The organism is Paenibacillus sp. FSL L8-0708 (assembly GCF_038009325.1).
Lineage (GTDB): Bacteria > Bacillota > Bacilli > Paenibacillales > Paenibacillaceae > Paenibacillus_AQ > Paenibacillus_AQ odorifer.
On sequence record NZ_JBBPBC010000001.1, the window covers coordinates 3,788,112 to 3,814,360 of the forward strand.

At 40.1% G+C, this 26,249-nt stretch carries 23 protein-coding genes; 20 read left to right on the forward strand and 3 right to left on the reverse strand.

The window, feature by feature from the left end; translation table 11 throughout:
• The first annotated feature begins 31 nt into the window (after positions 1-31).
• The 16 genes from NYE58_RS18075 (at position 32) to NYE58_RS18150 (ending at position 19,175) form a co-directional block, all read left to right on the forward strand.
• Entirely contained in the window at positions 32-1,231 is a 1,200-nt protein-coding gene (locus NYE58_RS18075) for a glucuronate isomerase (RefSeq protein WP_341002548.1), read from the forward strand.
• Positions 1,232-1,247: 16 nt separating this feature from the next.
• The gene (locus NYE58_RS18080; protein ID WP_341002549.1) at positions 1,248-2,279 is read left to right on the forward strand and encodes a glycoside hydrolase family protein; all 1,032 of its coding nucleotides are present in this window, start codon (positions 1,248-1,250) and stop codon (positions 2,277-2,279) included.
• 47 nt (positions 2,280-2,326) lie between these two features.
• A complete protein-coding gene (locus NYE58_RS18085) occupies positions 2,327-3,493 on the forward strand; it encodes a glycoside hydrolase family 88 protein (RefSeq protein WP_341002550.1) in 1,167 nt (388 codons plus the stop codon).
• Positions 3,487-5,289, forward strand: a complete 1,803-nt coding sequence (locus tag NYE58_RS18090; protein WP_341002551.1) for an alpha-L-fucosidase — start codon at positions 3,487-3,489, stop codon at positions 5,287-5,289. The genes NYE58_RS18085 and NYE58_RS18090 overlap by 7 nt, the downstream gene beginning before the upstream one ends.
• 237 nt (positions 5,290-5,526) lie before the next feature.
• Positions 5,527-6,270 carry a metal ABC transporter ATP-binding protein gene (locus NYE58_RS18095; protein ID WP_280753002.1) on the forward strand — a complete coding sequence of 248 codons (744 nt, stop codon included), beginning with the start codon at positions 5,527-5,529 and terminating at the stop codon, positions 6,268-6,270.
• Positions 6,263-7,105: a metal ABC transporter permease gene (locus NYE58_RS18100; RefSeq protein WP_036677866.1), complete on the forward strand. Its 843-nt coding sequence runs from the start codon at positions 6,263-6,265 to the stop codon at positions 7,103-7,105. The genes NYE58_RS18095 and NYE58_RS18100 overlap by 8 nt, the downstream gene beginning before the upstream one ends.
• The gene (locus NYE58_RS18105) at positions 7,102-8,022 is read left to right on the forward strand and encodes a metal ABC transporter substrate-binding protein (protein ID WP_036677864.1); all 921 of its coding nucleotides are present in this window, start codon (positions 7,102-7,104) and stop codon (positions 8,020-8,022) included. The genes NYE58_RS18100 and NYE58_RS18105 overlap by 4 nt, the downstream gene beginning before the upstream one ends.
• 213 nt (positions 8,023-8,235) lie before the next feature.
• Positions 8,236-9,126, forward strand: a complete 891-nt coding sequence (locus NYE58_RS18110) for a hypothetical protein (RefSeq protein WP_339174258.1) — start codon at positions 8,236-8,238, stop codon at positions 9,124-9,126.
• 221 nt (positions 9,127-9,347) lie between these two features.
• Positions 9,348-11,270: a BglG family transcription antiterminator gene (locus NYE58_RS18115; RefSeq protein ID WP_341002552.1), complete on the forward strand. Its 1,923-nt coding sequence runs from the start codon at positions 9,348-9,350 to the stop codon at positions 11,268-11,270.
• A 143-nt stretch (positions 11,271-11,413) separates the two neighbouring features.
• Complete coding sequence (locus NYE58_RS18120) at positions 11,414-11,731, forward strand: PTS sugar transporter subunit IIB (protein ID WP_036677859.1); 318 nt, start codon at positions 11,414-11,416, stop codon at positions 11,729-11,731.
• Between the two features lie 23 nt (positions 11,732-11,754).
• Positions 11,755-12,078 carry a PTS lactose/cellobiose transporter subunit IIA gene (locus NYE58_RS18125; RefSeq protein ID WP_051490993.1) on the forward strand — a complete coding sequence of 108 codons (324 nt, stop codon included), beginning with the start codon at positions 11,755-11,757 and terminating at the stop codon, positions 12,076-12,078.
• Between the two features lie 59 nt (positions 12,079-12,137).
• A complete protein-coding gene (gene celB, locus NYE58_RS18130; protein ID WP_038571015.1) occupies positions 12,138-13,436 on the forward strand; it encodes a PTS cellobiose transporter subunit IIC in 1,299 nt (432 codons plus the stop codon).
• A 42-nt stretch (positions 13,437-13,478) separates the two neighbouring features.
• The gene (locus NYE58_RS18135; RefSeq protein ID WP_076278465.1) at positions 13,479-14,951 is read left to right on the forward strand and encodes a glycoside hydrolase family 1 protein; all 1,473 of its coding nucleotides are present in this window, start codon (positions 13,479-13,481) and stop codon (positions 14,949-14,951) included.
• Positions 14,952-15,167: 216 nt separating this feature from the next.
• A complete protein-coding gene (locus tag NYE58_RS18140; protein WP_038571021.1) occupies positions 15,168-15,488 on the forward strand; it encodes an ArsR/SmtB family transcription factor in 321 nt (106 codons plus the stop codon).
• A gap of 2 nt (positions 15,489-15,490) precedes the next feature.
• Positions 15,491-15,907, forward strand: coding sequence for an SRPBCC family protein (locus NYE58_RS18145; RefSeq protein ID WP_341002553.1), 417 nt, complete (start codon positions 15,491-15,493; stop codon positions 15,905-15,907).
• Between the two features lie 103 nt (positions 15,908-16,010).
• Complete coding sequence (locus NYE58_RS18150) at positions 16,011-19,175, forward strand: ATP-binding cassette domain-containing protein (protein WP_341002554.1); 3,165 nt, start codon at positions 16,011-16,013, stop codon at positions 19,173-19,175.
• A gap of 68 nt (positions 19,176-19,243) precedes the next feature.
• Here the strand turns inward: NYE58_RS18150 and NYE58_RS18155 are convergent, their stop codons facing one another.
• Both NYE58_RS18155 and NYE58_RS18160 read right to left on the reverse strand, forming a co-directional pair.
• Entirely contained in the window at positions 19,244-19,639 is a 396-nt protein-coding gene (locus NYE58_RS18155) for a cupin domain-containing protein (RefSeq protein ID WP_076217591.1), read from the reverse strand.
• 18 nt (positions 19,640-19,657) lie between these two features.
• Positions 19,658-19,978: a carboxymuconolactone decarboxylase family protein gene (locus tag NYE58_RS18160; protein WP_076276521.1), complete on the reverse strand. Its 321-nt coding sequence runs from the start codon at positions 19,976-19,978 to the stop codon at positions 19,658-19,660.
• 169 nt (positions 19,979-20,147) lie between these two features.
• Here NYE58_RS18160 and NYE58_RS18165 point away from each other — a divergent pair, with 169 nt between their 5' ends.
• The 3 genes from NYE58_RS18165 to NYE58_RS18175 all read left to right on the forward strand — a co-directional run bounded on the left by NYE58_RS18165 (position 20,148) and on the right by NYE58_RS18175 (position 23,825).
• A complete protein-coding gene (locus NYE58_RS18165; RefSeq protein WP_341002555.1) occupies positions 20,148-20,552 on the forward strand; it encodes a MerR family transcriptional regulator in 405 nt (134 codons plus the stop codon).
• Positions 20,553-20,781: 229 nt separating this feature from the next.
• Complete coding sequence (locus NYE58_RS18170; protein WP_341002556.1) at positions 20,782-22,740, forward strand: RICIN domain-containing protein; 1,959 nt, start codon at positions 20,782-20,784, stop codon at positions 22,738-22,740.
• 158 nt (positions 22,741-22,898) lie between these two features.
• A complete protein-coding gene (locus tag NYE58_RS18175; protein WP_341002557.1) occupies positions 22,899-23,825 on the forward strand; it encodes a VanZ family protein in 927 nt (308 codons plus the stop codon).
• A gap of 24 nt (positions 23,826-23,849) precedes the next feature.
• Here NYE58_RS18175 and NYE58_RS18180 read toward each other — a convergent pair whose 3' ends face one another.
• Positions 23,850-24,908: a PocR ligand-binding domain-containing protein gene (locus NYE58_RS18180; protein WP_076125624.1), complete on the reverse strand. Its 1,059-nt coding sequence runs from the start codon at positions 24,906-24,908 to the stop codon at positions 23,850-23,852.
• A gap of 203 nt (positions 24,909-25,111) precedes the next feature.
• Between NYE58_RS18180 and NYE58_RS18185 the strand changes: the two genes are divergently transcribed.
• A complete protein-coding gene (locus NYE58_RS18185) occupies positions 25,112-26,248 on the forward strand; it encodes a glycerol dehydrogenase (RefSeq protein WP_076217597.1) in 1,137 nt (378 codons plus the stop codon).
• The last annotated feature ends 1 nt before the right edge of the window (position 26,249 follow it).

A 26,249-nucleotide genomic window follows, 5' to 3' on the forward strand; every position in this document is an offset into this window, starting at 1 on the left:
AAGGGCTTCCTGCCAGTTAGGAGGGAGTATGATGAGTCAAACTGCTTTGTGTGATGAAATCATGCGTATGCCTGTAATCGATACACATACCCATCTTGTCGGCGATAAGCTAAACGCGGCTGACTTCTGGGAAATAGCCGATTATTTCTGGTTGAACCAAGAGCTTCAGTCAGCAGGATATCCGGCAGATGCGGACCAACTTTCGAAAGAGAAACGGACTGACTCTTTTGTTAGAGCTTACCACGCTTCCCGTAATACGATGATGAATCGTGCTTTTACAGCAATCATGAAAGATTTGTACGGTATCTCCATCACTGATTCAGAGTCGGTGTTCAAAGCGGATATAACGGTTAAACAGCAAAGTAACGATCCCGGCTGGGCGCAAAACGTAGCTGACCGCCTGCATGTGCAGCGGTTTATTGTAAACCGTCCGGAGCATGCCAACTTTGCACACATGAGAGAAAATGCTCTACTGATTCCTCGAATTGACTCCTGGCTGCCTGAGCTGGCAAAGAATATTGCAGATGCCTCTGATCCCAGCCGGGAAGCGGCTTATACTCAAGCGAAAAAGTTTATTAGCGAGCAGTTGCACTCATATCAGACGATGGGCTGTCCGGGAATCATGACTACGTTGCCAGCCTTTGAAGCCAATGCTCATGATGTTTACAATCTTAGCAGCGTAACTGAACCGGATGAAATCATGATGCTGCTCCTTCATCATATCTGTTCGGAACTGCAAGTAAGAGGAATGTTCTTGCAGCTGTTTCTCGGCGTCGAACGCAGATGGTGTAATACATCGGCTGCGCCAGTTAACGATCCGCTACGGATTGTTAAACTGTATGGTTTGTTTGAACGGTATTCCATTCCGTTTGAGCTGGTGGTGGCTTCAGAATTAAATAACCTGGATATTGTGCAGGCTGCATGGAATTTCCCTAACGTTCATGTAGGTGGGATGTGGTGGTATAACTTCAGACCCAGTACCTATTTGCAGAGCATGCAGTATCGGTTGGAGGCACTCGCCCCGCTCAAGTGTTCGCTCATTGTCTCGGATGCGCGCTGTATCGAATGGACATATGGCAAGCTGCTGCTCGTTAAAAAAATACTTGCGCGCTTTTTGGAAAGTCAAATAGCGGAAGGCTGGATCAGCCGGGAGGAGGCGCTGAATATTGCTGCGGAATGGCTACATGGCAGTGCTGCTAAACGTTATGGACTAACAGATGTAAAGCAATAAGCCGTGGAGGTAGAAAATGACTTTTTCATTGATGAACCGAATGTTGCCTGCTCCTTTGAACGGAGGGTTCCGCATGGAGGATTGGTGGGTGTGGTGCGGATCAGCTGTGCGTGGCGAGGATGGGCGTTTTCATTTATTTGCATCCCGTTGGCCGAAGTGGCTGCCGATGCATCCGGGATGGTTACTCCGCTCAGAAATTGTCCGCGCATCTGCCGATAACGCGGAAGGACCTTATACGTACGAAGAAACCGTACTACCCGCAAGGGGAGCGGAATACTGGGACGGACGAAGCACCCATAATCCGCATATCCTTCGTTATGGTGATAAGTATCTGTTGTATTATATGGGCTCAACTCATCCATTCGCTGAGCCGCAGCCTAATGAAACAGTGGAACTTGACGACTATCGGGTGATTGCCGCTCGTGCCAACAAACGTGTTGGCTTAGCTATAGCCGACAGTGTATTCGGACCATGGACAAGGATGGACGCACCTATTCTGCCTACACGTCCGGGCAGGTTCGACAGCTTCCTCACATCCAATCCGGCTCCTTGTATTCGCCAAGATGGCTCCTTGCTATTGGTATATAAAGCCCGCAAATACGAGGGCAATTCCTATGGACAGATGACGCTTGGCATTGCCGGTTCACCTAAGGACGAAGGGCCATATAGAGTAATTAACAACGCACCGCTGTTTCCAGCAGAGCGGTCTCATATTGAAGATCCATTTATCTGGCGGACCACGGACGGGTACCAAATGATCGCCAAGGATATGGATGGCCGGATATGTGGAGAAAAGCACGGTGGGATATTTGCATCATCTCCGGATGGAACCGACTGGCAGCTGGCTGATTCAACGCAATCGTATTCCCGGCGGGTACTCTGGGAGGACGGCACAGAGCAGTGGATGGGCAGCTTTGAACGTCCGTTCCTATTATTTCAAGAAGGGGTCCCTACCCATTTATTCGCTGCAGTAGCAGATGGACCGGGAGGGTTCCGAAATGCGAAGCACACTTGGAATATGGTAATTCCACTACGGACAACGCTTTAAGAAATTAAATTTCATAAATATCATCAGTGTTTACAGGAGGAACTAAAATGAGTGAAGTAATACCAACTCAACAAACTCGCGGACTGGTAATTTCGGAGTTTACTCTGGAATGGGCGGATGGCGCTTGGCAACAAATTGTAAATAAAGTGGAAAAGACTAGTAAGCGAATTGGTGTTAGTTTTCCGCATGCTTCCGTGAGCGGAGTATACGACAACATGCGTCCATCGTGGTGGACAGCAGGGTTCTGGCCGGGTATTTTGTGGCAGATTGCCGCAGAAGGTAATCATCCGGCGCTGCAAGAAATCGCCGAGCAAATTGAAGAGAAATTGGATGAACCTCTTTATGCCCTTACCGTACATCATGATGCTGGTTTTATATGGACACTCTCAGCTTTGGCCAATTACCGAGTGACTGGTAATGAACGCTCCAAGCAGCGCGGGTTGATGGCTGCTGCTCAACTGGCCAGCCGCTTTAACCTGAAAGGGTCATTTATCAGAGCCTGGCATGACACGGAGAAGATAAACCGGGCGGGATGGTCCATCATTGATACAGTAATGAATCTGCCCTTACTATACTGGGCATCGGAAGTTACAGAGGATCCGCGTTTCCGGCATATCGCCGCTGCGCATGCGGAAACGGTAGTTGAGCATTTTTTACGTCCGGATGGATCAAGTTATCATATTCTGGAGTTCAACCCGGAATCAGGCGAAAAAATCGGCGCTATGGCCGGCCAAGGTTATGCGGAAGAATCCGCTTGGGCACGGGGCAGCGCATGGATGATTTACGGTCTTACTTTGTCTTTTCACTATACCGGAGAGAATAAGTTTCTAACGGGAGCTAAAAGAGCTGCGCACTTCTTCTTAGCTAATCTTCCTGAGGATCATGTACCTCACTGGGATTTCAGGGCACCTGATGCAGGCGAAAAGCCGCGTGATACCTCTGCTGGTGCATGTGCGGCATGTGGCTTGATTGAGCTGGCAAAGATCGTACCACAGGCGGAAGCCTCTTTTTACCTGCGAGCCGCAGAACAAATCGTTCGCTCACTTTATGAGAATTATGGGACTTGGGACATTCCGGAAGAGGAGGGCTTGATTCTTTCTGGAACATCCAATCTTCCAGGGGGTGTGCACATTGATACGCCACTGATATATGGCGATTATTTCTTCGTCGAGGCTGTATCTAAACTCCGCGGAGCCGTTCTTCAGTTATGGTAAGGAACGGAAAAACAACAGAAAACCTTCTCGATGATCCGTATAGTATACAGTCGGTCGAAACTCCGATAGATAACGAGCAGGCTCGGCGTATGGAATGGTGGCAGGAAGCCAGGCTCGGCTTGTTTATTCACTGGGGCCCTTATGCCCTGCCTGCGGGTGAATGGAAGGGAAAAGAAATACAAGCTTCTTACAGTGAGCATATTATGCTACGCGCGAAGATCCCAGTGGCTGAATATGTGGAAATGGCCGCAGCGTTCAATCCATCAGCTTTTGATGCAATGAAGTGGGTACGGACTGCCAAGCGTGCTGGCCTAAAATATATCATCTTTACAGCTAAACATCACGACGGCTTCGCGATGTATGACTCAAGTGTATCCGAATATTCGATCGTCAAGCACACCTCATTGGGCCGTGATCCCCTTCGGGAACTAATGGAGGCATGTCGTGCGGAAAAAATGGTACTCGGAATTTACTACTCTCATGCGATGGATTGGCACGATCCAGACTCTCAAGGGAATACCTGGGATTATCCACTGAATATCGGCGCTTACGATGACGTTCAAACGTGGATAAATGATACCGATAAACGCACCCGCTTTGAACGATATTTGCACAGCAAATCAATCCCTCAAGTCCGTGAGCTGCTGACGGACTACGGCAAAGTTGGTTTAATGTGGTTTGATTGCGGAGGCAAACTGACCCGTGAGCAAGGAGAAGCGTTTTTGGCGGCGGTTCATGCAATTCAGCCAGAATGTTTGGTCAATAGCAGAGTATGGAAAGCACCACTTGGAGATTATTCAAATACATCTGATAATCAACTTACGACTCGTAACCTTGGTAAGTACTGGGAGAATATTATTACGTTAAACGACTCATGGGGGTATAAGAGATCCGATCACCATTGGAAATCCCCTGTAACTATCATCCGTCAGATCATCGATGTTGTAAGTAAAAATGGAAATCTGGTAATCAATATCGGCCCAACAGCAACAGGGGAATGGGATCCGGTATCCGAATCCATTTTGCTTGATGTAGGAGATTGGTTAAATACCAATGGGGATAGCATTTACGGTGCTGGAGAATCGCCCACAGCCAAACCGTCATGGGGCAGATGCACTCTGAAAGGAAACACATTATATCTGCATGTTTTCGATCTTAAGAAGAGAAATAAGCTAATCGTCCCCGGTCTGAAGACCGCTGTTCAAAAGGTATTTGCTTTAGATGGAGGGGAGGAGATGATTTTCACAAAGCTATCTGAGCAGGATCTGGAAGTCGAACTCCCCAGCTTACCGAACTTTGCCGAAAATTCTAACAACATGCCGCTGGTCATCGCAATTGTCTGTGCAGAACCTGTAGAAGGTAATCCAGTCCGATTATTGGAATTTGGAGAAGATACCTTACAAGAATTAGGGGTATTTGAAAGTGAGATCGTTGGTCCAACCCTCCGTTACGATACAGGAAAAAAAGACCATGATAATCTGTTGGACTGGAAGGATAGAGAGGATACCGCAATTTGGCATGTCCGGACATTAGGTCCGGTAAGATTTCAGGTTAGTATCGAATATCGCAGCGAAGAAGGAGAGAATGGTGGTGGCGGAGTCTACCTCATCAAGGCAGCGGATCAAATTTTACAAGCTAAAGTTCATTCTACTGATGGGGTTAGTAATTTTCAAAGCTTTCAAGTAGGTGAGCTGTATTTCCCCACGGCAGGAGAATATACGATTCAATTGCAGGCAGAGGGTATTACAGGAGGTTATTTGATGCAGCCTAGATGTTTAAAACTACTGCAACTATGAGATTTTTATATTGAAATAATGCAAAAGAACTCAAATCACATGGGTTCTTTTTTTGTTGATTTAAGGAATGTTGTTGACATATTGCCCTCGGGTAAATATATTGTATATAAGAATAAAAGTTTCCCTAGGGAAACAAATTGGATCAAAGGAATCATTGTTTCTATTGGGAAATAAATTAACAGGATGAACAGAACAGTGCTACATATGAACTTAACAGAGATAAGGAGTTTTTTTATGATTGAAATCAGAAACCTAAACGTAGATTATTTCGGTAATTCTGCACTAGAAAATGTAAATATTGATATCCCCTTTGGGTATACAATCGGAATTATCGGACCAAATGGTGCGGGAAAATCTACATTCATCAAGTCATTATTAGAGGTGATAAAGAAGAGAACAGGATCAGTTATGGTGGAGGGAAAAGATATTTCTGAGTACAAACGGAAGATCGCATATGTGCCGCAAAAGAATGACATTGATCTTTCTTTTCCAATCACGGTAAGGGATACAGTGCTGACTGGAACTTACCCTAATTTGCGAATCTTCCAGCGTCCCGGAAAAACAGAGCGGCAAAGAGTCGAGGAATGTATGGCGATGGTGGATATAAGTGATCTTGCGAATAAACAAATCAGTAATCTGTCCGGGGGACAACTCCAAAGAGTTTTTATCGCCAGGGCACTTGCACAACAAGCAAATGTATTTTTTTTAGATGAACCTTTTGTAGGCATAGATTTAGTCAGTGAGAAAATCATTGTAAAGCTGCTAAAACAACTTCGCGAAGAAGGAAAAACCATACTCATCGTTCATCACGATTTGCATGAGGTCGAAGAATATTTTGACAAAGTCATCATTCTCAATAAGAAATTAATTGCTTTTGGTGACGTTAAAGACACCTTTACGCCAGAGAATATCCTCAGCGCCTATGGTGCCTCCTTAGGTAATCTGGTGATCAAAGGGATGGGGGCGACAGATCATGATTGATTATTTCTCAGGAGTATTAAACATTCCGATATATGCACTTAACGCGGGATTATCTGCTATCATTCTTGGAATTGTATCAGGGGTTTTAGGAAGCTTTATTGTACTTAGAAAGATGTCATTAATGGGAGATGCGTTATCACATGCGGTGTTACCCGGGGTGGCGTTATCTTATATCTTAGGCATCAACATTCTTCTTGGAGCTTCACTATTTGGACTATTAGCAGCAGTTCTCATTCAATTTATTACAAGTCGCAGCAATATTAAAAGTGACACCTCTATCGGCATTATTCTCAGCTCATTTTTTGCGCTAGGTATCGTCCTAATTACTTTTGCCAAAAGCGGGCTTGATCTAACTCACATTCTGTTTGGTAATATTCTGGCCGTCCCACAGTCGGAGTTAATGCAATCCTTTATTATTATGATTGTTGTTATTGCCATCATTTCATTGCTGTATAAAGAGCTTTTAATGAGTTCGTTTGATCCGGTTGTTTCCAAAGCCTATGGGTTAAAAACAGGGTTCTATCATTATTTATTGATGATGCTCCTATCTGTGGTTACCGTATCTTCGTTATCTCAAGTAGGAATTGTGCTTGTGATTGCAATGCTGGTTATTCCGGCTGCTACATCCTATCTCTGGACGAATAAGCTGTTCCACATGATTATCCTGGCTTCTACAATCGGCGCTGTATCCGGGATTATAGGTGTAATTGTAAGCTTTAAATTCAATTTACCTACAAGTGCCACGATTGTTCTGGTCGGCGTAAGCATGTTCGGAATTTCATTTATAATCTCACCCAAAAATAATTTTTTCAGGAAAGGGTTGAAACAAGGATGAAGACCATAAAAATACTCTCTTTGACAATGTTTATCGTACTTCTTACCGCATGCTCAAAGATTAGTGAAGGAGATGCAGACCATGATAAGCTGCAGATTGTTGCAACGTACTCCATTATCGCTGATATGACCGAAAACATTGTAGGGGAGAAAGCTGAAGTTTACAGTATGGTACCCATCGGAACAGATCCGCATATGTACGATCCATTACCCAAGGATACAAGTAAGGTTTCTAGCGCAGATTTAGTGTTTTATAACGGTTTGAACCTAGAAACAGGTAAGGGGTGGTTTCAAGATCTTCTAGATGTGACTAATAAAAAGGATGTTGCTTTTGCAGTCTCAGATGAAGTATCTCCAATGTACCTAACAGAAAAAGGAAAAGAAACACAGGTAGATCCTCATGCCTGGCTGGATATTCAGAATTCAATAAAATATGTAGATATCATCACAAAACGTGTAATCGAAAAAGATCCCGACAACAAAGAATTTTATCTTAATAATCAATCGGAATATGTGAAGAAACTGAATGAATTGGATCAATATGCAAAAGAAGCAGTCGAAAAAATTCCACAAGAGAAACGTATCCTTGTTACCAGCGAAGGAGCATTCAAATATTTTTCCAAAGCTTACGGATTTGAATCAGCTTTTATCTGGGAGATCAATACGGATAGTCAAGGAACGCCAGAACAAATGAAAAACATAATTAAGATCATTGATGAAAATCAAGTGCCTGCATTATTTCTGGAAACTAGCGTAAATCCAAAAACAATGGAAACTATCGCAAATGAAACGGGAGTACCGATACACTCTAAGATTTTCACTGATTCTTTAGCTAAGAAAGGCGAAGAGGGCGACACATACATTAAGATGATCAAATGGAATATTGATAAAGTTATAGAAGGTTTATCTCAATCCTAAATGCCGGCTCCAAGCCTATATTAACCGACCTAAGATTCAGTTTTTTAGCTGATGATTATGTCGGTTTTTTATTGAATAAAATCTACATTCGAGCCTCGAAATATTACGTTTACGCCTTGGAATAACCTGCTACAGGAAATATCTTCTTGTCTACTTTTCAAAAAAATCTTGGTAAGGTAGAGGCTAACACATAATAAGAGGTGAAGAGTTGTCATGATTAAGAAACACTGTTTGTTCTGTGATGAGATTGTTTCCATTGAACCAGAAGGCGATAACGATAGATATATAGGCTGTTCTTGTTCACCAGGCGGGTTTTATAGTCTACGTAGAGACAGCTACGAACCCATTAATTCGCTCCCGCATCAAAAGAAACGCGACATGCTTCATGTAGTATCTGCTTACATACGTGAGCTGACTGATTGTGATGAAAAGATCACTATATGTGCTGATGATTTAGAGTCCATTGTAAATTCACCCAAAATACCTGTGAGCATTGAAGATAAAGGAAACCGTCTACTGCAATATTTATATAGACATTCTGAAGGCCCGGGGGAAGCGGTTGTCATTCAACCCCTCTCTAGCAGCTATAACTTGACGTATTCTCCCAATCTGCAAGAGCTGGTATACATCATAGACAAGTTGATTAGTGATCAGCTTCTGATCAGGGAAGGCATGACCTTTAAGCTTACTGAAACCGGCTGGAATGAAGCTGCGGAAAGCGCTGGAGGTAAAAAACTAAAACCTTGTCTCGTGCTCGTGTCGGATGAAGAAAATTTGTCTACAACATGGCTGGAGAAGTTATTGCCCAAAATAGAACAGTGTGGTTTCCTGCCGCGCTTATTAACACATACGAAAACTCAAAACGGCGAAAAATACGAGTTGGATCAAATCGCAGAAAGCAAACTGATTATCGCAGATTTAACGGGGCAATCCCCAGAGGTGTATTTTTCAGCGGGATATGCACTTGGTTTAAACATACCCGTATTATGGACCGTAAACAGTATTGAGGCGGATAAACTTTTTGTACAGCTTAAGGATATTCGTCCTATTGTGTGGGATTCAGCGGAAGAGCTAGCAATTATACTGCAGCAGAAGTTGAGTTAACCCGTAAATTTCTTGCCATGACTCGTCAAACGAAGCTGAAATTTAAACAGGTGTCTTCTTAAATGAGGACGCCTGTTTCTTATGTTACTGTAAGAACACTATCAAATTTTCTTAGGAAGTGATATTGTAACCGATATAAAAAAATGAGCAAATGTATGTAAATGTATGCTTCAGTTAATATTAGCTCATATTCATACTCTGGATAAGAAAGAGGGATACAATTGTTTTCAAAACGGCAAAAAGAAATACTTTTATACTTAATTAATTCTAATCAACCTGTCACAGCTGCATGGATTTCTAAGGAACTGAATGTTAGCGATCGAACGATCCGTAATGATTTGAAAGAGTTACAAAATATATCCGCCATAGTAGGACTAAAAATAGAGTTAATTCGTGGGAAGGGCTTCGTTGTAAGAGTCTTCGATAAAGATATATTTTCCCAAAAATTAAATGAGTTAACTAATGATAAAATCAATCCTTCTACAGTAGACTTTTCTGAACAAGATAATAGGGTTCTTTATTTGTTGAGTCGGTTTTTATTAGAAAATAAGTATATCAAGTTGGCCACTATAGAAGATGAGATGTTTGTATCTAAATCGACAATCCAAAACGATCTAAAAGAAGTGCGTAAGATACTGGAAAAATACAACCTGAATTTAGTTAATCGGCCTCATTATGGCCTGTTTATAGAGGGCGATGAATTTAAGAAACGAATATGTTTGTCTAATTTTTTATACAAAAGAGAAGAAAACTCCGATCCAACTTTCGATAACTTTACTTTGTTTGACAAAGAGGTATACACGAAAATTAAAGAAATAATCATCGGCAAAGTAAATAAATACAAAATTGAGATTTCAGATATTTCCTTGGAAAACCTCGCTATTCACTTAATAATAGCTTGTAAACGTATCGAAGAGGGATTTTTAATCGAACAACCGTCGGTAAACCTTATGGAAGAGTATCCTTTTGAAAAAATTGTTGCCCATGAAATTGTTAAAGACATAGAAGATTTCACGGATCTGCTCTTTTCCGATTCAGAGATTAATTATATTATCATCCATTTGGTTGGAACAAAATTGCTGCCGAAAGAAAATCTAACGGAGTACAGTAAGTTCGATGAAGTGGACTCCATTGTCAGCTGTATTTTAAAAAGTTTACAAACTGAGTTGAATTGGGATTTTGGCCATGACCATGAATTTATTCAAGCCCTGACCCTTCACATTAGACCTGCGATGAATAGATTAAGATACAACATGAATTTTAGAAATCCTCTGTTAAATGATATTAAGACGAGTTTTCCAGCCGCATTCGAAGGAGCACTTATTGCGAGTAAATGTATTAACTACTATTTGGATTCAGAAGTTGGAGAACATGAAGTTGCTTACATTGCTTTGCACATTGGGGTTGCTTTAGAAAGAATGAAAAATAAAAACAAAAAAATAAAACGAGTTATTCTTGTATGTGCGTCTGGTGTTGGGAGTGCCAAATTACTTTATTACCGATTGATCAATTCATTTGAGAATCTATTGCAGATTGTAGACACAATTAGTTTTTACAAATTAGCAGAAACGGACCTATCCTCGATTGATTTTATTATCAGTACAGTTCCGATCAATGAAGATATAGGTATTCCCGTCTATGTTGTAAATACCTTTCTAGAAGCCAAAGACCTCAAAAGAATCAAGGACGTCTTACTGTCTTCAGAACTGGTGGCAGAAACTCATTCTTACCTTGACGCATCTAGAGTATTCGTGAAAAAAGAATTTACCACAAAGGAAAGTGTGATTCATTTTTTAAGCAATGAGCTAACAAAACAAGGACTTGTACCAGAGCATTATGAATCCTTAGTAGTTGAAAGAGAGTCCTATGCACCCACTAGTTTTGGAAATCTTGTCGCTGTTCCACATCCTTCACTTCCTGTTACCTCGGAAACCTTTTGGACAATCTGTACGTTAAAACGTCCTATTCGTTGGAATGATAAGCAAATGGTGCAATTAATTTGTTTATTAAACATTAAAGAAGGAAACAATGTCGACCTAGATAAAATGTATAAAAAGCTAGGATCATTGATAGAGGATAAAGAGATTGTTGTGCAGATCCTTGCTAAGGACTCTGTGGAAGAAATTATACAATTACTAAACTAGAGTGAGTGAGAAATTAGGTACTGCCTTACTATTTGCAATGTAACCGTTTCCTGTTGATTTGGAAAAAGGTTAGCTTAAAAAGAAAGCGATTTAAGTTTACACTAAAGGTGTTCAATAAATGATAATTTTAGGGGGAAGTCAATATGAATACAATTATGTTAGTGTGTTCAGCAGGAATGAGTACAAGCCTTTTAGTAACAAAAATGCAGAAGGTTGTTGAAGAAAAAGGGTTGGATGTCGATGTTTTTGCTAAATCAGCATCTGAAATTGATATTACTTTGCAAGAGAAAAAGGTTGATGTCTTATTGTTAGGACCTCAGGTGAAATATATGAAAAAGCAATTAGAAACAAGATTAGCAGATAAAAACATTCCTATAGAAGCTATTGATATGTTGAATTACGGAATGATGAACGGTGAAAAAGTACTTGAACAAGCCTTGCAATTAATTGAAAGTAAATAGAGATAAGAGAGGAGTAGAGAGAAATGGTAGATGAAGTGAAAGAGGAATACTATACTGTGGCTTTTAACATTATCAGTAATGTAGGCGCAGCTAAAAGCTTAGTAATGGAGGCGCTTTACGCAGCCAAAGAGGGAGAATTTAAAGAGGCACAAGAAAAATTAGAAGAATCAAAGCAATTTTTTAGAGAAGGTCATAAAATGCATAAATCATTAATCAAAAGAGAAGCAAATGGCGAACAGCTTCAATTCTCACTGATCCTTATGCATGCTGAAGACCAACTAATGAGTGTAGAGACCATTTCTTTACTTGTTACGGAGATCATTGAACTTTATAAGCTTTCAAAATAGGATCAAAAAGAAGTGGCATCGCAATAAGAAAATACTTCTTCGGGAGCGTGCAAGAAACTATGGATAAAATAACGAAATTTTTAGAAGATAAGGTAATGCCAGTTGCAGGTAAAATCTCTGGTCAGCGGCATTTACAAGCGCTTCGCGATGCAATGGTTTTAACTATCCCGTTTATTATTATCGGTTCCATTTTTTTAATCTTAGCAAACCTGCCAATTCCAGCCTATTTAGATTTCTTGGTCGCCCATCCAAATATCAAAACAGCCTTACTATATCCGTACAATGGTACATTTAACCTTGTCGCATTAGTTGCAACATTTGCCGTGGGATATAGACTAGCAGAGAGCTATAAAGTGGATCCGCTTTCTTCAGGGGCTGTGGCATTATGTTCATATTTTGTAGTCACACCATCAACTTCTTTCACAGTAGATGATGTTGTTACAAAAGCAATGAACGTGAATTATTTTTCGAGTCAAGGTTTATTTGTAGGATTGTTAACCGCAATCTTCGCAACAGAAATATATCGTAGAATCGTACAAAAAAATATAGTTATTAAAATGCCGGATGGTGTGCCGCCAACAGTTGCTAAATCCTTTACAGCGATTATTCCTGGTTTCTTTGTTATCGTGAGTGTCTGGGGAGTTCGCCTACTTGTTGAGAACTTTACTGGTTTTGATAACGTGCATACCATTGTTGCCAAGCTTCTTCAACAACCATTAACCACTGTTGGAACAAGCTTAGCGGGAACAATTGTTGTGTTCTTGTTAATCAACTTATTATGGGCAATCGGATTACATGGTTCCACCATTGTAGGTTCTGTCATGTTGCCTATCTGGCTGCAATTGACCTCAGAAAATGCTGCAGCCTACGCAGCGGGTTCACCCGTCCATAATATTGTTACAGCAGAATTCAGATATCTTATCTTTATCGGTGGATCTGGTGCAACTCTAGGACTAACGATTGCTATGTTATTCTTTGCGAAGAGCAAACAGCTGAAACAAATGGGTCGACTGACGATTGGACCAGGACTATTTAATATCAATGAGCCGTTAATCTTTGGGATGCCTATCGTATTAAACCCAATGATGTTAATCCCATTTCTTATAACACCGATTGTTACTGTTTTGATAACCTATCTCTCCATGGATTTTGGATTAGTAGCGTTGCCAATAGGTGTACTGCCTCCGGGAACAATGCCATTAATTATCGGCGGATATTTGATGACAGGTAGTATCTCGGGAATGATCTTACAAATTGTACTGTTTGCAGTAGCGTTTATTATTTACTATCCGTTCTTTAGAATAATGGATAATCAAAAATATAAAGAAGAACAAGATGCCCTTATCCAACAGGTTTAATCCGTAGCATATGTTTTATTTAACAACAAGGAGGGTTTACACATGTTTGAATTGAAAACGACATTTCCAGAAAACTTTTTATGGGGAGGAGCAGCAGCTGCCAATCAACTAGAAGGAGCAAGTAATGTTGGCGGTAAAGGGCTTTCTCTAGCAGATGTATATATTTTTGACGAAAACACCCCTAAAAAAAACTGGTCTGACCAGTGGCACCTCATGACTCATAAACAAATAGAAGAAGCACAAGATCCCGCAAGTGAAAAGTATTATCCCAAAAGACATGGGGTGGATTTTTATCACCACTATAAAGAAGATATTGCTTTATTGGCCGAAATGGGTTTTAAAGCCTTCCGTATGTCCATTGCTTGGACTCGTATTTTTCCAAATGGGGATGAATTAATCCCTAATGAAGAAGGTCTTGCATTTTATGATCGTGTGTTTGATGAATTGAACAAATATGGAATTGAGCCTATTGTTACTTTATCCCATTATGAAATGCCACTTCATCTAACAACTAAGTATGGAGGTTGGGTGAACCGGAAAGTTATAGATTTCTTTGTTCGCTATGCAACCACTGTAGCTGAAAGATACAAGCATAAAGTGAAATATTGGATGACTTTTAATGAAATTAACTGTGTAGTACACCACCAATATGTAAGTTTAGGGGTTATCGAAGAAAATCACCCGAATATTGAACAAGCAATGTTTCAAGGAGCGCATCATCAATTTGTCGCAAGTGCACTTGCAACCAAAGCGTGTAAAGAAAGTAATCCTCAAGCAATGGTTGGATGTATGGTTAGTTATCAACTTCTTGTTCCTTATAGTTGTGATCCTGACGACGTTCAAGCCACAGTTGATAAACAACGTACCTCTTTATTCTTTACTGATGTTCAAGCGAGAGGTTACTATCCGGCTTATACCGCTCGAATGTTTGCAGAAAAAAATATAGTTCTGAAAACAGAGCCCGAGGATGAACAAATCATGAAAGACTATCCAGTGGATTATGTATCCTTTAGCTACTATATGTCTGGTGCAGTCAGTGCACATCCAGAAAAGATAGAAGGCGCAGAAGGGAATTTGCTTACAGGCGGAGTGAAAAATCCTTATTTACCATCGAGTGATTGGGGTTGGCAGATTGATCCTAAGGGTTTACGAACTGCAATAAACCAATTGTATGACCTCTATCAAAAGCCGGTACTTGTTGCAGAGAATGGCCTAGGTGCCTTAGACGTATTACAAGAAGGCGATGTTATAGAGGATGATTACCGAATTGATTATTTAAAAGAACATATTAAGCAAATAAAAGAAGCCATTGCAGATGGTGTAGATGTAATGGGCTACACAAGCTGGGGTTGCATAGATATGGTGAGTGCAGGAACAAATCAAATGTCCAAACGTTATGGTTACATTTATGTGGACCAAGATGATATGGGCAGAGGTACAAAACGTCGTATAAAGAAAAAATCATTTTATTGGTACAAAAATGTTATCGCTACTAATGGAGAACAATTAGATTAATTATTAAAGCGTACAACGAAATGATTTATCTGGAGGCATTATCAAAAGCAGTCCTATGCTGGACTCGCTTTTGGTAATGCTTTTTTTACTGAATTGTTGACATGTGACCATTTGGTGTCTTATAATCAATTAGACACCAAATGGTGTCCTATTAATTAATAATGATGGATACTAGGTGACATTACAGGAAATATTACGGAAAAGGTGGGGGTGGTTGTGAGCGACAATAGTCAAGTGAGGGATGTTTATGACGCTGTTGCGGATCCAACAAGACGAAAACTTCTTCAAATTCTGGCTGATGTTGATGAATTACCTCTGTATGAGATAACGATTCATTTTGAAATGGGTCGTACAGCCGTTTCGAAGCATTTAAATATACTTAAAGATGCTGGTCTCGTAATTGCTCGAAAGGTTGGCAGAGAGACGAGGTATCGGTTGAATGCCAATCCTTTGAAAGAAATTCAAGATTGGGTATCTTTTTATGAAGGATTCTGGAAACAAAGAATTGATAAATTAAAACTTATATTGGAGGAATAACTATGAAACCAGATGTATCATTAGATTTTCAATTTACAAGTTCGATCGAGAAGGTATGGAATGCTTTAACGGATTCGGATACGCTTGCGAAATGGATCTGGAGTAATGATTTTAAACCCGTCGTTGGTCATAAATTTCAATTCCGTGCTGAGCCAAATGAATGGTGGGATGGAATTATAGATAGCGAAGTACTCGTCGTGGATGAGCCGCATACGTTATCTTATACTTGGAATAGTGCGGGAGAAAGTACAACTGTTACTTGGACTTTGAGTCAAGATTCAGAGGGGAAGGTTAATCTCCATTTAGATCAATCAGGATTTAGTGAAGAGACGAAAGCCCGCCAAGGAGCCATCGAAGGTGCTAAATATGCTTGGACAAATATGGGTGGTCAGCTCGAAAAGGTATTAGCAGAATTATAATTTCAAGAATAGGGCGCTTTTCTGGAACAAGGAAAGTGCCCTTTTTAATGGAATAAATCATGGCAATACTAGATGAAGAGAATGGAGATGAGATGAGCTTACTATGAAAATAAATCAATTAATTGCGAACAATATTAACAGATTAGAAACGGTACTGCCAGTTGATGAGTCGTTAGGAATTGCTGGTTTGTCTGGATCTGGTAAAACAACTTTTTGTCAAACGATTGGGGAAGAATCAAAAAAACGTCTCGTTTCCTTACTGCCAAAAGCTGAATACCAGTATTTATTCCCCAATATTATGGAGACTAATTTCAGTGCGATCAAAATGGAAGCAATGCCACTTGTTCTTTTTCTTGGTAGATCATCCATATCTTCAAATCCTCGGTCAACCATTGGCACACATACAGGTGTGTTTACTGAAATCCGTGTCACTCTTGCTGAACAATATAATCTCTCTCCAGAGGTTTTTTCATTTAATAATGAATTGGGTTGGTGTCCTGATTGTAAGGGTCGTGGAACTACAAAAAATGTCGAGTGTAAAAAGTGTCAGGGGAAACGCTATAATCAAGCAGCTGAACAATATAAAATTGAATTATTGGATCAAGCAAAGAGTATTTCTGATCTAAACGACTTAAGTATAGAGACCATTTTATCACAGGCAGATATTCTAAAAATAAGTGAAGGTAAACAACAAATTCTGAAAAATATAATCAATATGAATATTGGTTATTTAACATTAAATCGTATTATGGGTACATTATCAGGCGGAGAATTAACACGACTTTACCTGGCAGAATTCATGGCAACAAGTGAAAATACCGTGATTATCATTGATGAAATCTCCGTGGGTCTCGATCACCAAACCTTATTGAAGATTTTAGCGGAGATTAAACAGTTGGGATATAAAAATCAAATTTGGCTCATTGACCATTCTGACACCGTGCTGGACACAGCGGATAAACACTTGTTCTTTGGACCTGGCAGTGGCAAATATGGCGGGAAAATTGTTGAAGAATCACCACGTCCTGAGCCCATCAATAGAGAACTAAATCAGGCAGCACCTGCAGAATATTATCAATTTCATGATCTTTATTGTCGTAATATTCAAATGGCCCAAATTCAGATTCCTCAAAATAGACTGGTAACTTTTACAGGTGAGTCCGGATGTGGTAAATCTACACTGGTTAATGAATGTATGGTCAAAGATTTTCTAAAGCGTTATTCCAAAGATAAGCTGGTGATCGTAGGGCAAGATCGAAATCAGTCGATTACCAGTCGCTCGACCGTTGCCACTTTTCTTGATATTAAAAGGAAACTCACAAAGTACAGTGAGGATATTGATGATATTTTTGAGCGCTCGATTGAAGATATTATTGTTGAACTGCCAAATGAGGACATTGCTCATAAAAGACTAAGCTTATTGATCAAGCTTGGACTTGGTTATTTGACGTTGGAGCGGAAAACACAGTCCTTATCCACGGGTGAATTTCAATGTGTCCATTTAGTTTCTGAGCTGTTTGCGGGCTCAAGAAATCCACATACACTTTTTATTTTTGACGAGCCTTCCAAAGGTTTATCACAAAATATTTTAAATCAATTCATTGACAGCATTAGGGACATTCTGCAGGATGAATCTGTCTCCATAATCATGATTGAACATAATTCTTATATGTTAGAGAACTCTGATTTTATCGTTGATTTTGGCAAAAGACAGCTTGCACCTGTGGAGCATCTTGATGTTCTCAGTCATGATGATTATTATCGTCAACAAAATCCTGCTGATAGTGTGGCACCTGCGCACATTTCTTCAACACTCCAGCTACAAAATGGAACTGACTATTTAAAAGAAAGTCAGATCCCCTATTTTAAAAATGCAGAGAACATCTATAAAGGTGGCATCTTAAAAAGCTTATCCTCCATGGCCCGCCTGATTTATGGTGAATATGAATCGGATACGATTGCGCCTGTCATCGCCATTGATCTGGAACGACACTTGTATAGTCAGTTTACTTTCCTTTATGAAATGGGTAGCTTGATCAACCATATTGTGGCAGCGCATCCCACTAATAAGGATACAAAAAGCTTTGATTTCTATCAATCAGACAATCATTGTCCAAGCTGTAAGGGCCGCCGTGTGATTGAAGAATTTGACTTTGATATTGTTCTTCAGGACAAGAACGTACCCTTTTGGGACGGTTCATTACATCCAGATGCGATGGAGATTCTGAAATTCTATCAATTACCAAAAATAAAATTCATCTTTGATGAGTTAAAGAATGAGCTCGGACAGGATATTAGCAAAAGTTATAATGAGATGACAGAAGCTGAAAAACACACCTTTTTATACGGGTATTGGGAAAAGTCCTTCTATGATAAAGCAGCTAAAGCCTCGAGAACTTGGGATGGCTTTAATACCATTATCGGGAACTATATGGTTATCTCGAAATCGATTATTAAAGAGCATATTAAAGCATCCAAAAAAATGATTACCTGTCCAATTTGTCAAGGAACGGTATTAAATCATCATAAAAAGCTTAAATACGGCGACACTGATATTCGCGAGCTTATTGGGATGCCCCTTGATCAAGTTATTAGCACTGTTGGCGAATTACAGGTACTAGAAAAAATGAAAGCCATCGTGGGCGGCGATATGGTTTTGACAGAAGAGGTCTCTCTATTACCTAGGGAAACACAAGTCGCTCTAAAAATGCTTGAACTAGAGTTAGGAAGTTTTGCGCAATATGAAATGGTGTTACAAAATGCCCTGCCATTCTGGGACAGCATTAGCGGCAGTATCGAAACCATCAGCATGAAAAACCGGATTACGATCTGTGATTTTGCCAATATCCACGAAACAAGAGAAAATATCATAGATAAGTATTTCACTAATGGAAAATATAAAAAGCTGACTTATGTCTATGAAGCGTTTGGTTACAAAAAAATCGTCACCTTAATTAATAAGGTTAAAGCAAGCCATCCCTGTCCATTCTGTAAAGGAAAAAAAGTTATCTCGGAAGATGGACTTCATGATGGTGTATATAAATTAACTATTCCCTGTGTGAGTTGTTATGCGAGTGGAATCAATGATGAAGGACGTAAGGAAGTCGTTGAAGGTATAGATGTTCAGACTTGGCTAACGGGTAAAGTAAGTGACGTTATTTCTGAAAGCTTAAATATTGAAGCTGTTGCTGATATTCCAATTTTCAATCGTATTCGTGAGTTGAATAAACAAGAGATGATAGCAGTTTACCAATTTCTTGAGCAATAAAGTTTAGTTTTCTCAAAAAGACGATATAGAAAAGAAACGCATCGAGTCTATAGACTCGATGCGTTTTTTTATAATTGATTATAAAGCTCACCATCAACAGGTTCTAACCATTCTGTTTCTCCGGGTGAAATGGCTAAGTGGACAAACCAACTGTCTTTTGTAGCACCATGCCAATGTTTTACGTTCGCTGGAATATTCACAACATCCCCGCTTTGGAGGAATTGAGCTGGTTTGCCTTCTTCTTGATACCAACCCTCACCACCGGTAACTAATAATACTTGTCCGATTTTATGGAAGTGCCAGTTATTGCGAGCTCCCGGGGCAAAGGTTACGTTCCCAATAGGCGCATTCAAAGGTGTCGCATCAGTATAAATCATCTGCAAGTATGCATCACCTATAAAATTAGCTTCAACCTTTTGTCCGAGTGGAAAGATAGTACTGTTGCTTAGTTGCTCATTAGCCATAATAAAAACCTCTTTCGTTTAATTTTTATAAATTTCTTTAGCAATATTAAATGCCGACCATGCTTTAGGCCACCCTACATAAAACGAAAGGTGCGTGATGATTTCCGCTACTTCATCTTTTGTGACTCCGTTTGCCTTTGCTTTATGCAGATGTGGAGTTAATTGTTCAAAGTTTCCTCCTGATATTAATGCTGAAACTGTAATCATGCTGCGGTCACGTGCAGATAATTCTTTCTCTCTTGACCACACTTCACCGAATAAGATATCATCGTTCAGTTCAGCAAATTTCGGAGCGAATTCTCCTAACAAGTCTCGTCCTGCTGTTTGTTTTTCAGCCATATAAGAACATCCCTTTCATCGATGATTAACTGCTTCAAAATGAAGTATAGACCTTAAAGTACACTTTAAGGCAAGCCATAAAAATGGATTCATACTCTGACATTTGGTTTTTTATTAATTTAAGTATATCCTTTGAATAGAAACAAAATTAGAAATGGAGGTGGGGATCATGCCTTATTCCATTGGAGAATTTGCAGAAATCGTCGGTGTTAACAAGAGCACGCTCAGATATTATGAATTGGAAGGCTTACTTACTCCACATCGAAGTGACAATAATTTACGTGAATATACAGATCAGGATATAGGTTGGGTTCAATTTTTGCTTCATTTAAAAGATTCAGGAATGACGATGGCAGAATTGAAGCAATATACCGAGTGGCGGGCTATGGGGGACGAGACAATTCCTGAACGGAAAAATTTACTTGAACAGCGTAAGCAACAAGTGGAACAAGAAATTAAGGCATTGCAACAAAACTTAGATATACTGAACCGTAAAATTGTATTTTATAATGATCAACTAACAGGGAATAAATACGAATTCGTCCTTTATCACAATGAAAAGAAATCACATTAAGAAAAAAAAGTAGATTCCTAATAAGTTAAGAGGCAGATGAACAACCTTTGATTATCAAAGGTTGTTCATCTGCCTCTTCTAATTTCAAAACTTGAAATCGAAGATGAGAGTCTATTTGTGTAATCATATTGCATGATCCGGTCGAGATATTACATTCTCATTTATCCGTTTATTAATTATATTGAAGCTGTATTCGTTTAAAAAAACCAGAGTAAAGGAGAAATTACTTTTGAGAAGAGAACTGAGGAAGGTTTTGTCTTTTTTGTTGGTTTTAGTGACAGTGGTTGGCACAGGGATTAGCTTTGACGGCGATATTGTAAACGCTTTCGGTCCTAATGTCTTATATGTACCACCAGCAGATTCACCATCCTATGGGGCTTTATCACCTAGGGCAATCCAGCTTAAATATAGTGGCATCAACAATAATAAAATGTATGCTACATTTGAACAAACCTCTAATACCACCCCTGTTTTCCCTATTTATGAAAGCGTTGACAATGGTGTCACTTGGAATCAGGCTGGAGAAGTGGAGGATACTCAAAACGGTTGGGGAATGTTAAATTGCCCTGAATTGTTTGAACTCCCCCAATCTATAGGTAACATGCCTGCAGGTACTATGCTTCTTGCAGGAAATTCTGTGCCAAGCAACAAAGCAGCTACCAAGTTGGAATTATATAAAAGCAATGATTTAGGTAGAACATGGACATATGTAAGCACCATTACTGAAGGTGGACGAAACGATATTGGTTATGATCCCATTTGGGAGCCTTTCTTTTTGGTTCACAACAACAAACTCATTGTTTATTATTCAGATGAACGTGATCCTGCCCATGCCCAGAAGTTAGTTCATCAGACTACGTTGGAGGGTACGAACTGGGGACCTGTGGTAGTTGATGTGGCATTTGCAGACAGTAAATTACGTCCAGGAATGCCTACAATCGCTAAGCTGGGCAATGGTAATTACGCAATGACCTATGAGATGGTCGGATACCCGGGCGTGCCCAATTATTTGAAAATTTCAGCAGATCCTGAGAGCTGGAATCCAACTGAAGTAGGATCTCTTGTAGGGTACGGAGGAAGTCCCTATATTTCTGTTTTGGGAGATGGGAGACTCGTATTAAACGTTGCAGGGAAAAAAGAAGTGCTGATCAACTCTTCTAGAGTGGATGCATCCGGAAGCTGGGTTCCATATAATCCGCCCGTAGATGCAGGGTATAACCGCCAACTACTGCCGCTTAGCAATGGCCGCTTATTTATCCCTCAAGCCGGATTTTTTAGTGGGAAAAACACGGTGAAATATGGTGATATGTCCGTAGGTTACTACAAATTAATTAATGTGAAGAGTGGGAAGGCTTTAGGTGTATTGGAAGGTGGAACTGCGAATGGCAATCCGCTCGTCCAATGGAGCAGCGGGACTAATTCTTTGGATCAATATTGGCTCATTTCCACAGCGGAAAGTGGTTATGCTCCTAACGGTTACAAATCCATTGTGAATGCAAAAAGTGGAAAGGTCGCCGGAATATTAGAAGGATCAACAACAGAAGGAGCTAAAGCCGTTTTATGGACTGAAAACCATTCCGATGACCAGCAGTGGACTTTACAAGCCTCTGGTAACTACTACAAGATTGTTAACCGTAACAGTGGTCAGACGTTAGGTATAGCGCAGGGTTCTACTGAAGAGGGTACCCAAGTTATACAGCAGACTGATGCAGGCAGCACTGATCAGCTGTGGGAGTTGGTTCCAGATGAAGGACATATTATGGTGGACAGTTATCGATTAGTTAATGAGAACAGTGGTAAAGTGTTGGGTATCTATCAAGGTTCGATGGCGGATGGAGGGAAGGCGGTTCAGTGGACCAGCGGAATTTCATCCCATGACCAAAATTGGTTTGTAGTCAGCACAGCTGATGGCTATACGAAGCTGGTCAATACTAATAGTCGTAAAAACCTGGGCATTTTAGGAGGTTCATTAGCTAACGGTGCTCAAAGTGTACAATGGAATGATAACGGATCGAATGACCAGCAGTGGACTTTGGAGTCCTCAGGTGATTTTTACAATATTATTAATCGTAATAGTGGAAAAGCTCTGGCAGTAGATCAGGGTTCGACGACAGAGGGGGCAAATATTATTCAAACAAATAATACAGGTTCTGCTGGCCAGCACTGGAAACTAGTCTCGAATAGATAATTTATGTAACAAAAAGTCATCGACCTTAAATTAAGGGTGATGACTTTTTGTCGATATAAGCTTTGAATGACTAAATCGTCACCTTCAGTGTCACGGGAATGTCACTTTGGAGAGATATACTATTTCCATCGACATATGGAGGGAATTGTGAAGTTATTATGGGAGTGAAATTACGAAAGATTCTTATTATAGGAACTATTTTGTATACACTGTTGATCTTATATTTTTTGTTTTTTGCTTTCAATAGAGTAGAGCATGCAACAAGCCAGTATGAATATACGTTTATGTTGATTCCAGAAAGTGTTCCGCTTCTTTTTCCTGATCTCTTTGACCTATCCTTTTCTTGGGTTTATGACTTTGGGAACATCGCTGCTTTTATTCCTTTTGGCGTATTATTTCCTTTGCTGTATCGTACACATTTTAAGAAGTTTATTTGTTTGTTTATCTTAACAATTTTTGTGCTGGAAAGTCTTCAAGCTTTAACTTTTTTGGGTTCCTTTGATGTAGCCGATGTCATCTCCAATACGTTAGGGGCAATGATCGGATTTTGTGCATATAAGATTGGATTTTCCCCGGAAATCACCAGGAGATCACTTTTTACTTCGGCATTATCTGTTGTTGTGCTATTGGTTGGAATCATGGGAATCTCTGAGATTATTGATTTAACTCTGAAGAAAAGTGAAAGACCCGTGCAGGGATTACAAACGTTGGAAAAGCTTACGGGAAGCATGCCTACCACGCATAATCTTCCCCGTTTCACTATCGCAGGTAAAAATATAATACCAAAAATGAATTTGTACAGCAGTGAAGGTGAAGATATTAAAAAATACACCTATACTTTGGGTGATAAAAAAGAGGTATGGTTATATTTCAGCTTTGGATTCCCGCAAAATGAAAATTCTAGCAGTGAACTAATGATTATAGCTGATGGTAACATGATCCTTCAATCCAGTGAACAATATAGTTCCCAAGCTGAACTCAACAATACGGCATTAGTTACCGTAAAAGAAATAACCTTTATCCTTAAAGGGAATGTGAAGTTATGGGATGTAGGATTCAGTGAAATGAAGCATTGGTGGGAATGAGGAACTAACCCTTCGTTAATTTTATTAACGGAGGGTTTCTTTTGCTGATCGCCTCATATACATATTCCGATATACAGCCGGGGTGAGGTTCTCGTATTTTTTGAAGGTTTTAATGAAATAGCCCGTGTCGCAAAAGCCCAAATCATCACTGACTTGATTGATCGGGGAATCCGTGGATTCCAGCAGTTGCTTAGCCCATTCAATCTTGAGTCTGGCAATGAAGATGGAGAAATTCTCTCCAGTTTCTTTAGTGAAAATACGGCTGAAATAACTGGGGCTGATATGACAAAGCTTAGCCATCTCTTTGAGGCTGAAATTCTCATTTTTGTGAGCATAAATGTAATTAAAAGCAGGCTGAAGCACAGAATTTACTGAGACGAACTTTTGTACACCATTCTTTAATTTGGTCTCGATCAAGGCCCCGGATAACTCCTGCTGTATGGATTGGATTTTTCGGTACGTACGGTCTGACTCGTCCATTGCTTCAGCAGAAGCGGGTGCTTCTATATTGGTGGTCAGAACCTTTTTGTACAAATCCACAGTAGTATGCTTTTGAATGGCTTCCTCCACGATATAGGTACTTAACTGCAGCAGCAGCTCAACACACTTTGTTACTTCATCGTAGGATAAAACAGGCAGTGCCTGGTAATCCTCTTTGAGTGCTTTAAATTTCATGTTCGTCTCCACATTCGGAGGGCGAGAGACAATTTGCTCCAGTTGTGGCACGTCAGGTTCACGAAGCTTGAGCTGTCCGGCCATAATTGCACCTAGATATTGATTATCTATAATGATCGGAATCGCGATATCTATAATATTGAAATGACATAAATAAATAAACGGTTTGTTCTGGCGAACCGCTTCAATCCCAGCGCGGGCATCACATTTTTGACAATATTGAGAGAGATGGGAGTCCTGGCGCACACCTTGACAGAATGGCTGGCAATAGCTGTGCTTGGTCACAGGAACACCCTTGTAATCAACAGTAAGAATAGCCATTTTGGTTACAAGAGATAAGGAATCCTGGAGCTTTTCCCATTTCTTCAAATCAATAATTTCTTCTAGATTGAACCGGGATTTTGACATCACAAAATTCTCCTATGTAAGTTATAGAATCTTAATGAACATTATACAGAATAATTCAACATAATGACATGAAAGTTCGATTTTTCACGATTATGACAAAAAAATACGATAAGAAAACGCTTTAATAAGCTTTTATTGTTTCATGTTTCTTAAATTAGAGCAATCTATAATGATAACTATAAACAACTGAGGAGGAACGAAAAATGAGAAGAGCATTTATCAGTCCGACGAAATATGTACAAGGTGAGAATGAATTATTGAACTTAGGTTACTTCGTAAAAACATTTGGTGATTCTGCTTTGTTAATTGCCCATCCAGATGATGTAACACGTGTGAAAGACAAACTGGAGTCAACTAAACAGAAATTTAATATAACTCTTGTTGAAAGTGGCTTCCACGGGGAATGCTCAAGACAAGAAGTCGCCAGATTACAAGCGCTAGCCAAAGAACATCAATGTGCATGTACGATTGGCTTGGGTGGAGGTAAGGCGATTGATACGGCAAAATGTGTAGCTGAAGGAGAAGCGCTGATTATCGTTCCAACGATAGCAGCAACTGATGCTCCGACAAGCCACTCAGCGGTGCTCTATACTCCGGAAGGTGAATTCGATGATTATGCTTATTTCAAGCAAAGCCCGAGTGTAGTCATGATTGATACAACAGTTATTGCCAATGCACCTACAAGATTTCTTGTGGCAGGTATGGGAGATGCACTTTCAACCTATTTTGAAGCAAGAGCTACTGCAAATTCTTACTCCAATGTGAATGCAGGTCTACCTTGCGGAGTTCGTGAAGGGGTTTGCGGTGAAGCTAAAGGAACAGTAACAGCGTTGGGACTTGCGAAGCTCTGCTATGAGACATTGCTTGAGAATGGATTCAAGGCGAAGCAAGCTTGCGATCTGAATATCGTAACCCCAGCTTTGGAGAATATAATTGAGACGAATATTCTTTTATCGGGTCTTGGGTTTGAAAGTGGTGGTTTGGCAGCGATTCATGCGATTCATAATGGGTTAACTGCTTTGGAAGGAACTCATCATTATTATCATGGTGAAAAGGTTGCCTTCAGCACGATTGCTCAATTGGTTCTTGAAAATGCAGACCGGACTGAATTAAAAGAAGTGTTGGACTTCTGTCTTTCGATTGGCCTCCCAGTATGCTTAGCGGATATTGGTGTTGAGCATGTAACCTATGAGGAACTGCTTGAGGTTGCTAAAAAAGCTTGCATTGCTGAGGAATCTATCCATTCGATGCCGTTCCCAATTACGGAGGATGCGGTTGCATCAGCAATTATGGCAGCCGATCAATTAGGCCGTCAATATAAATCAATTAAGGAGCTTTAAG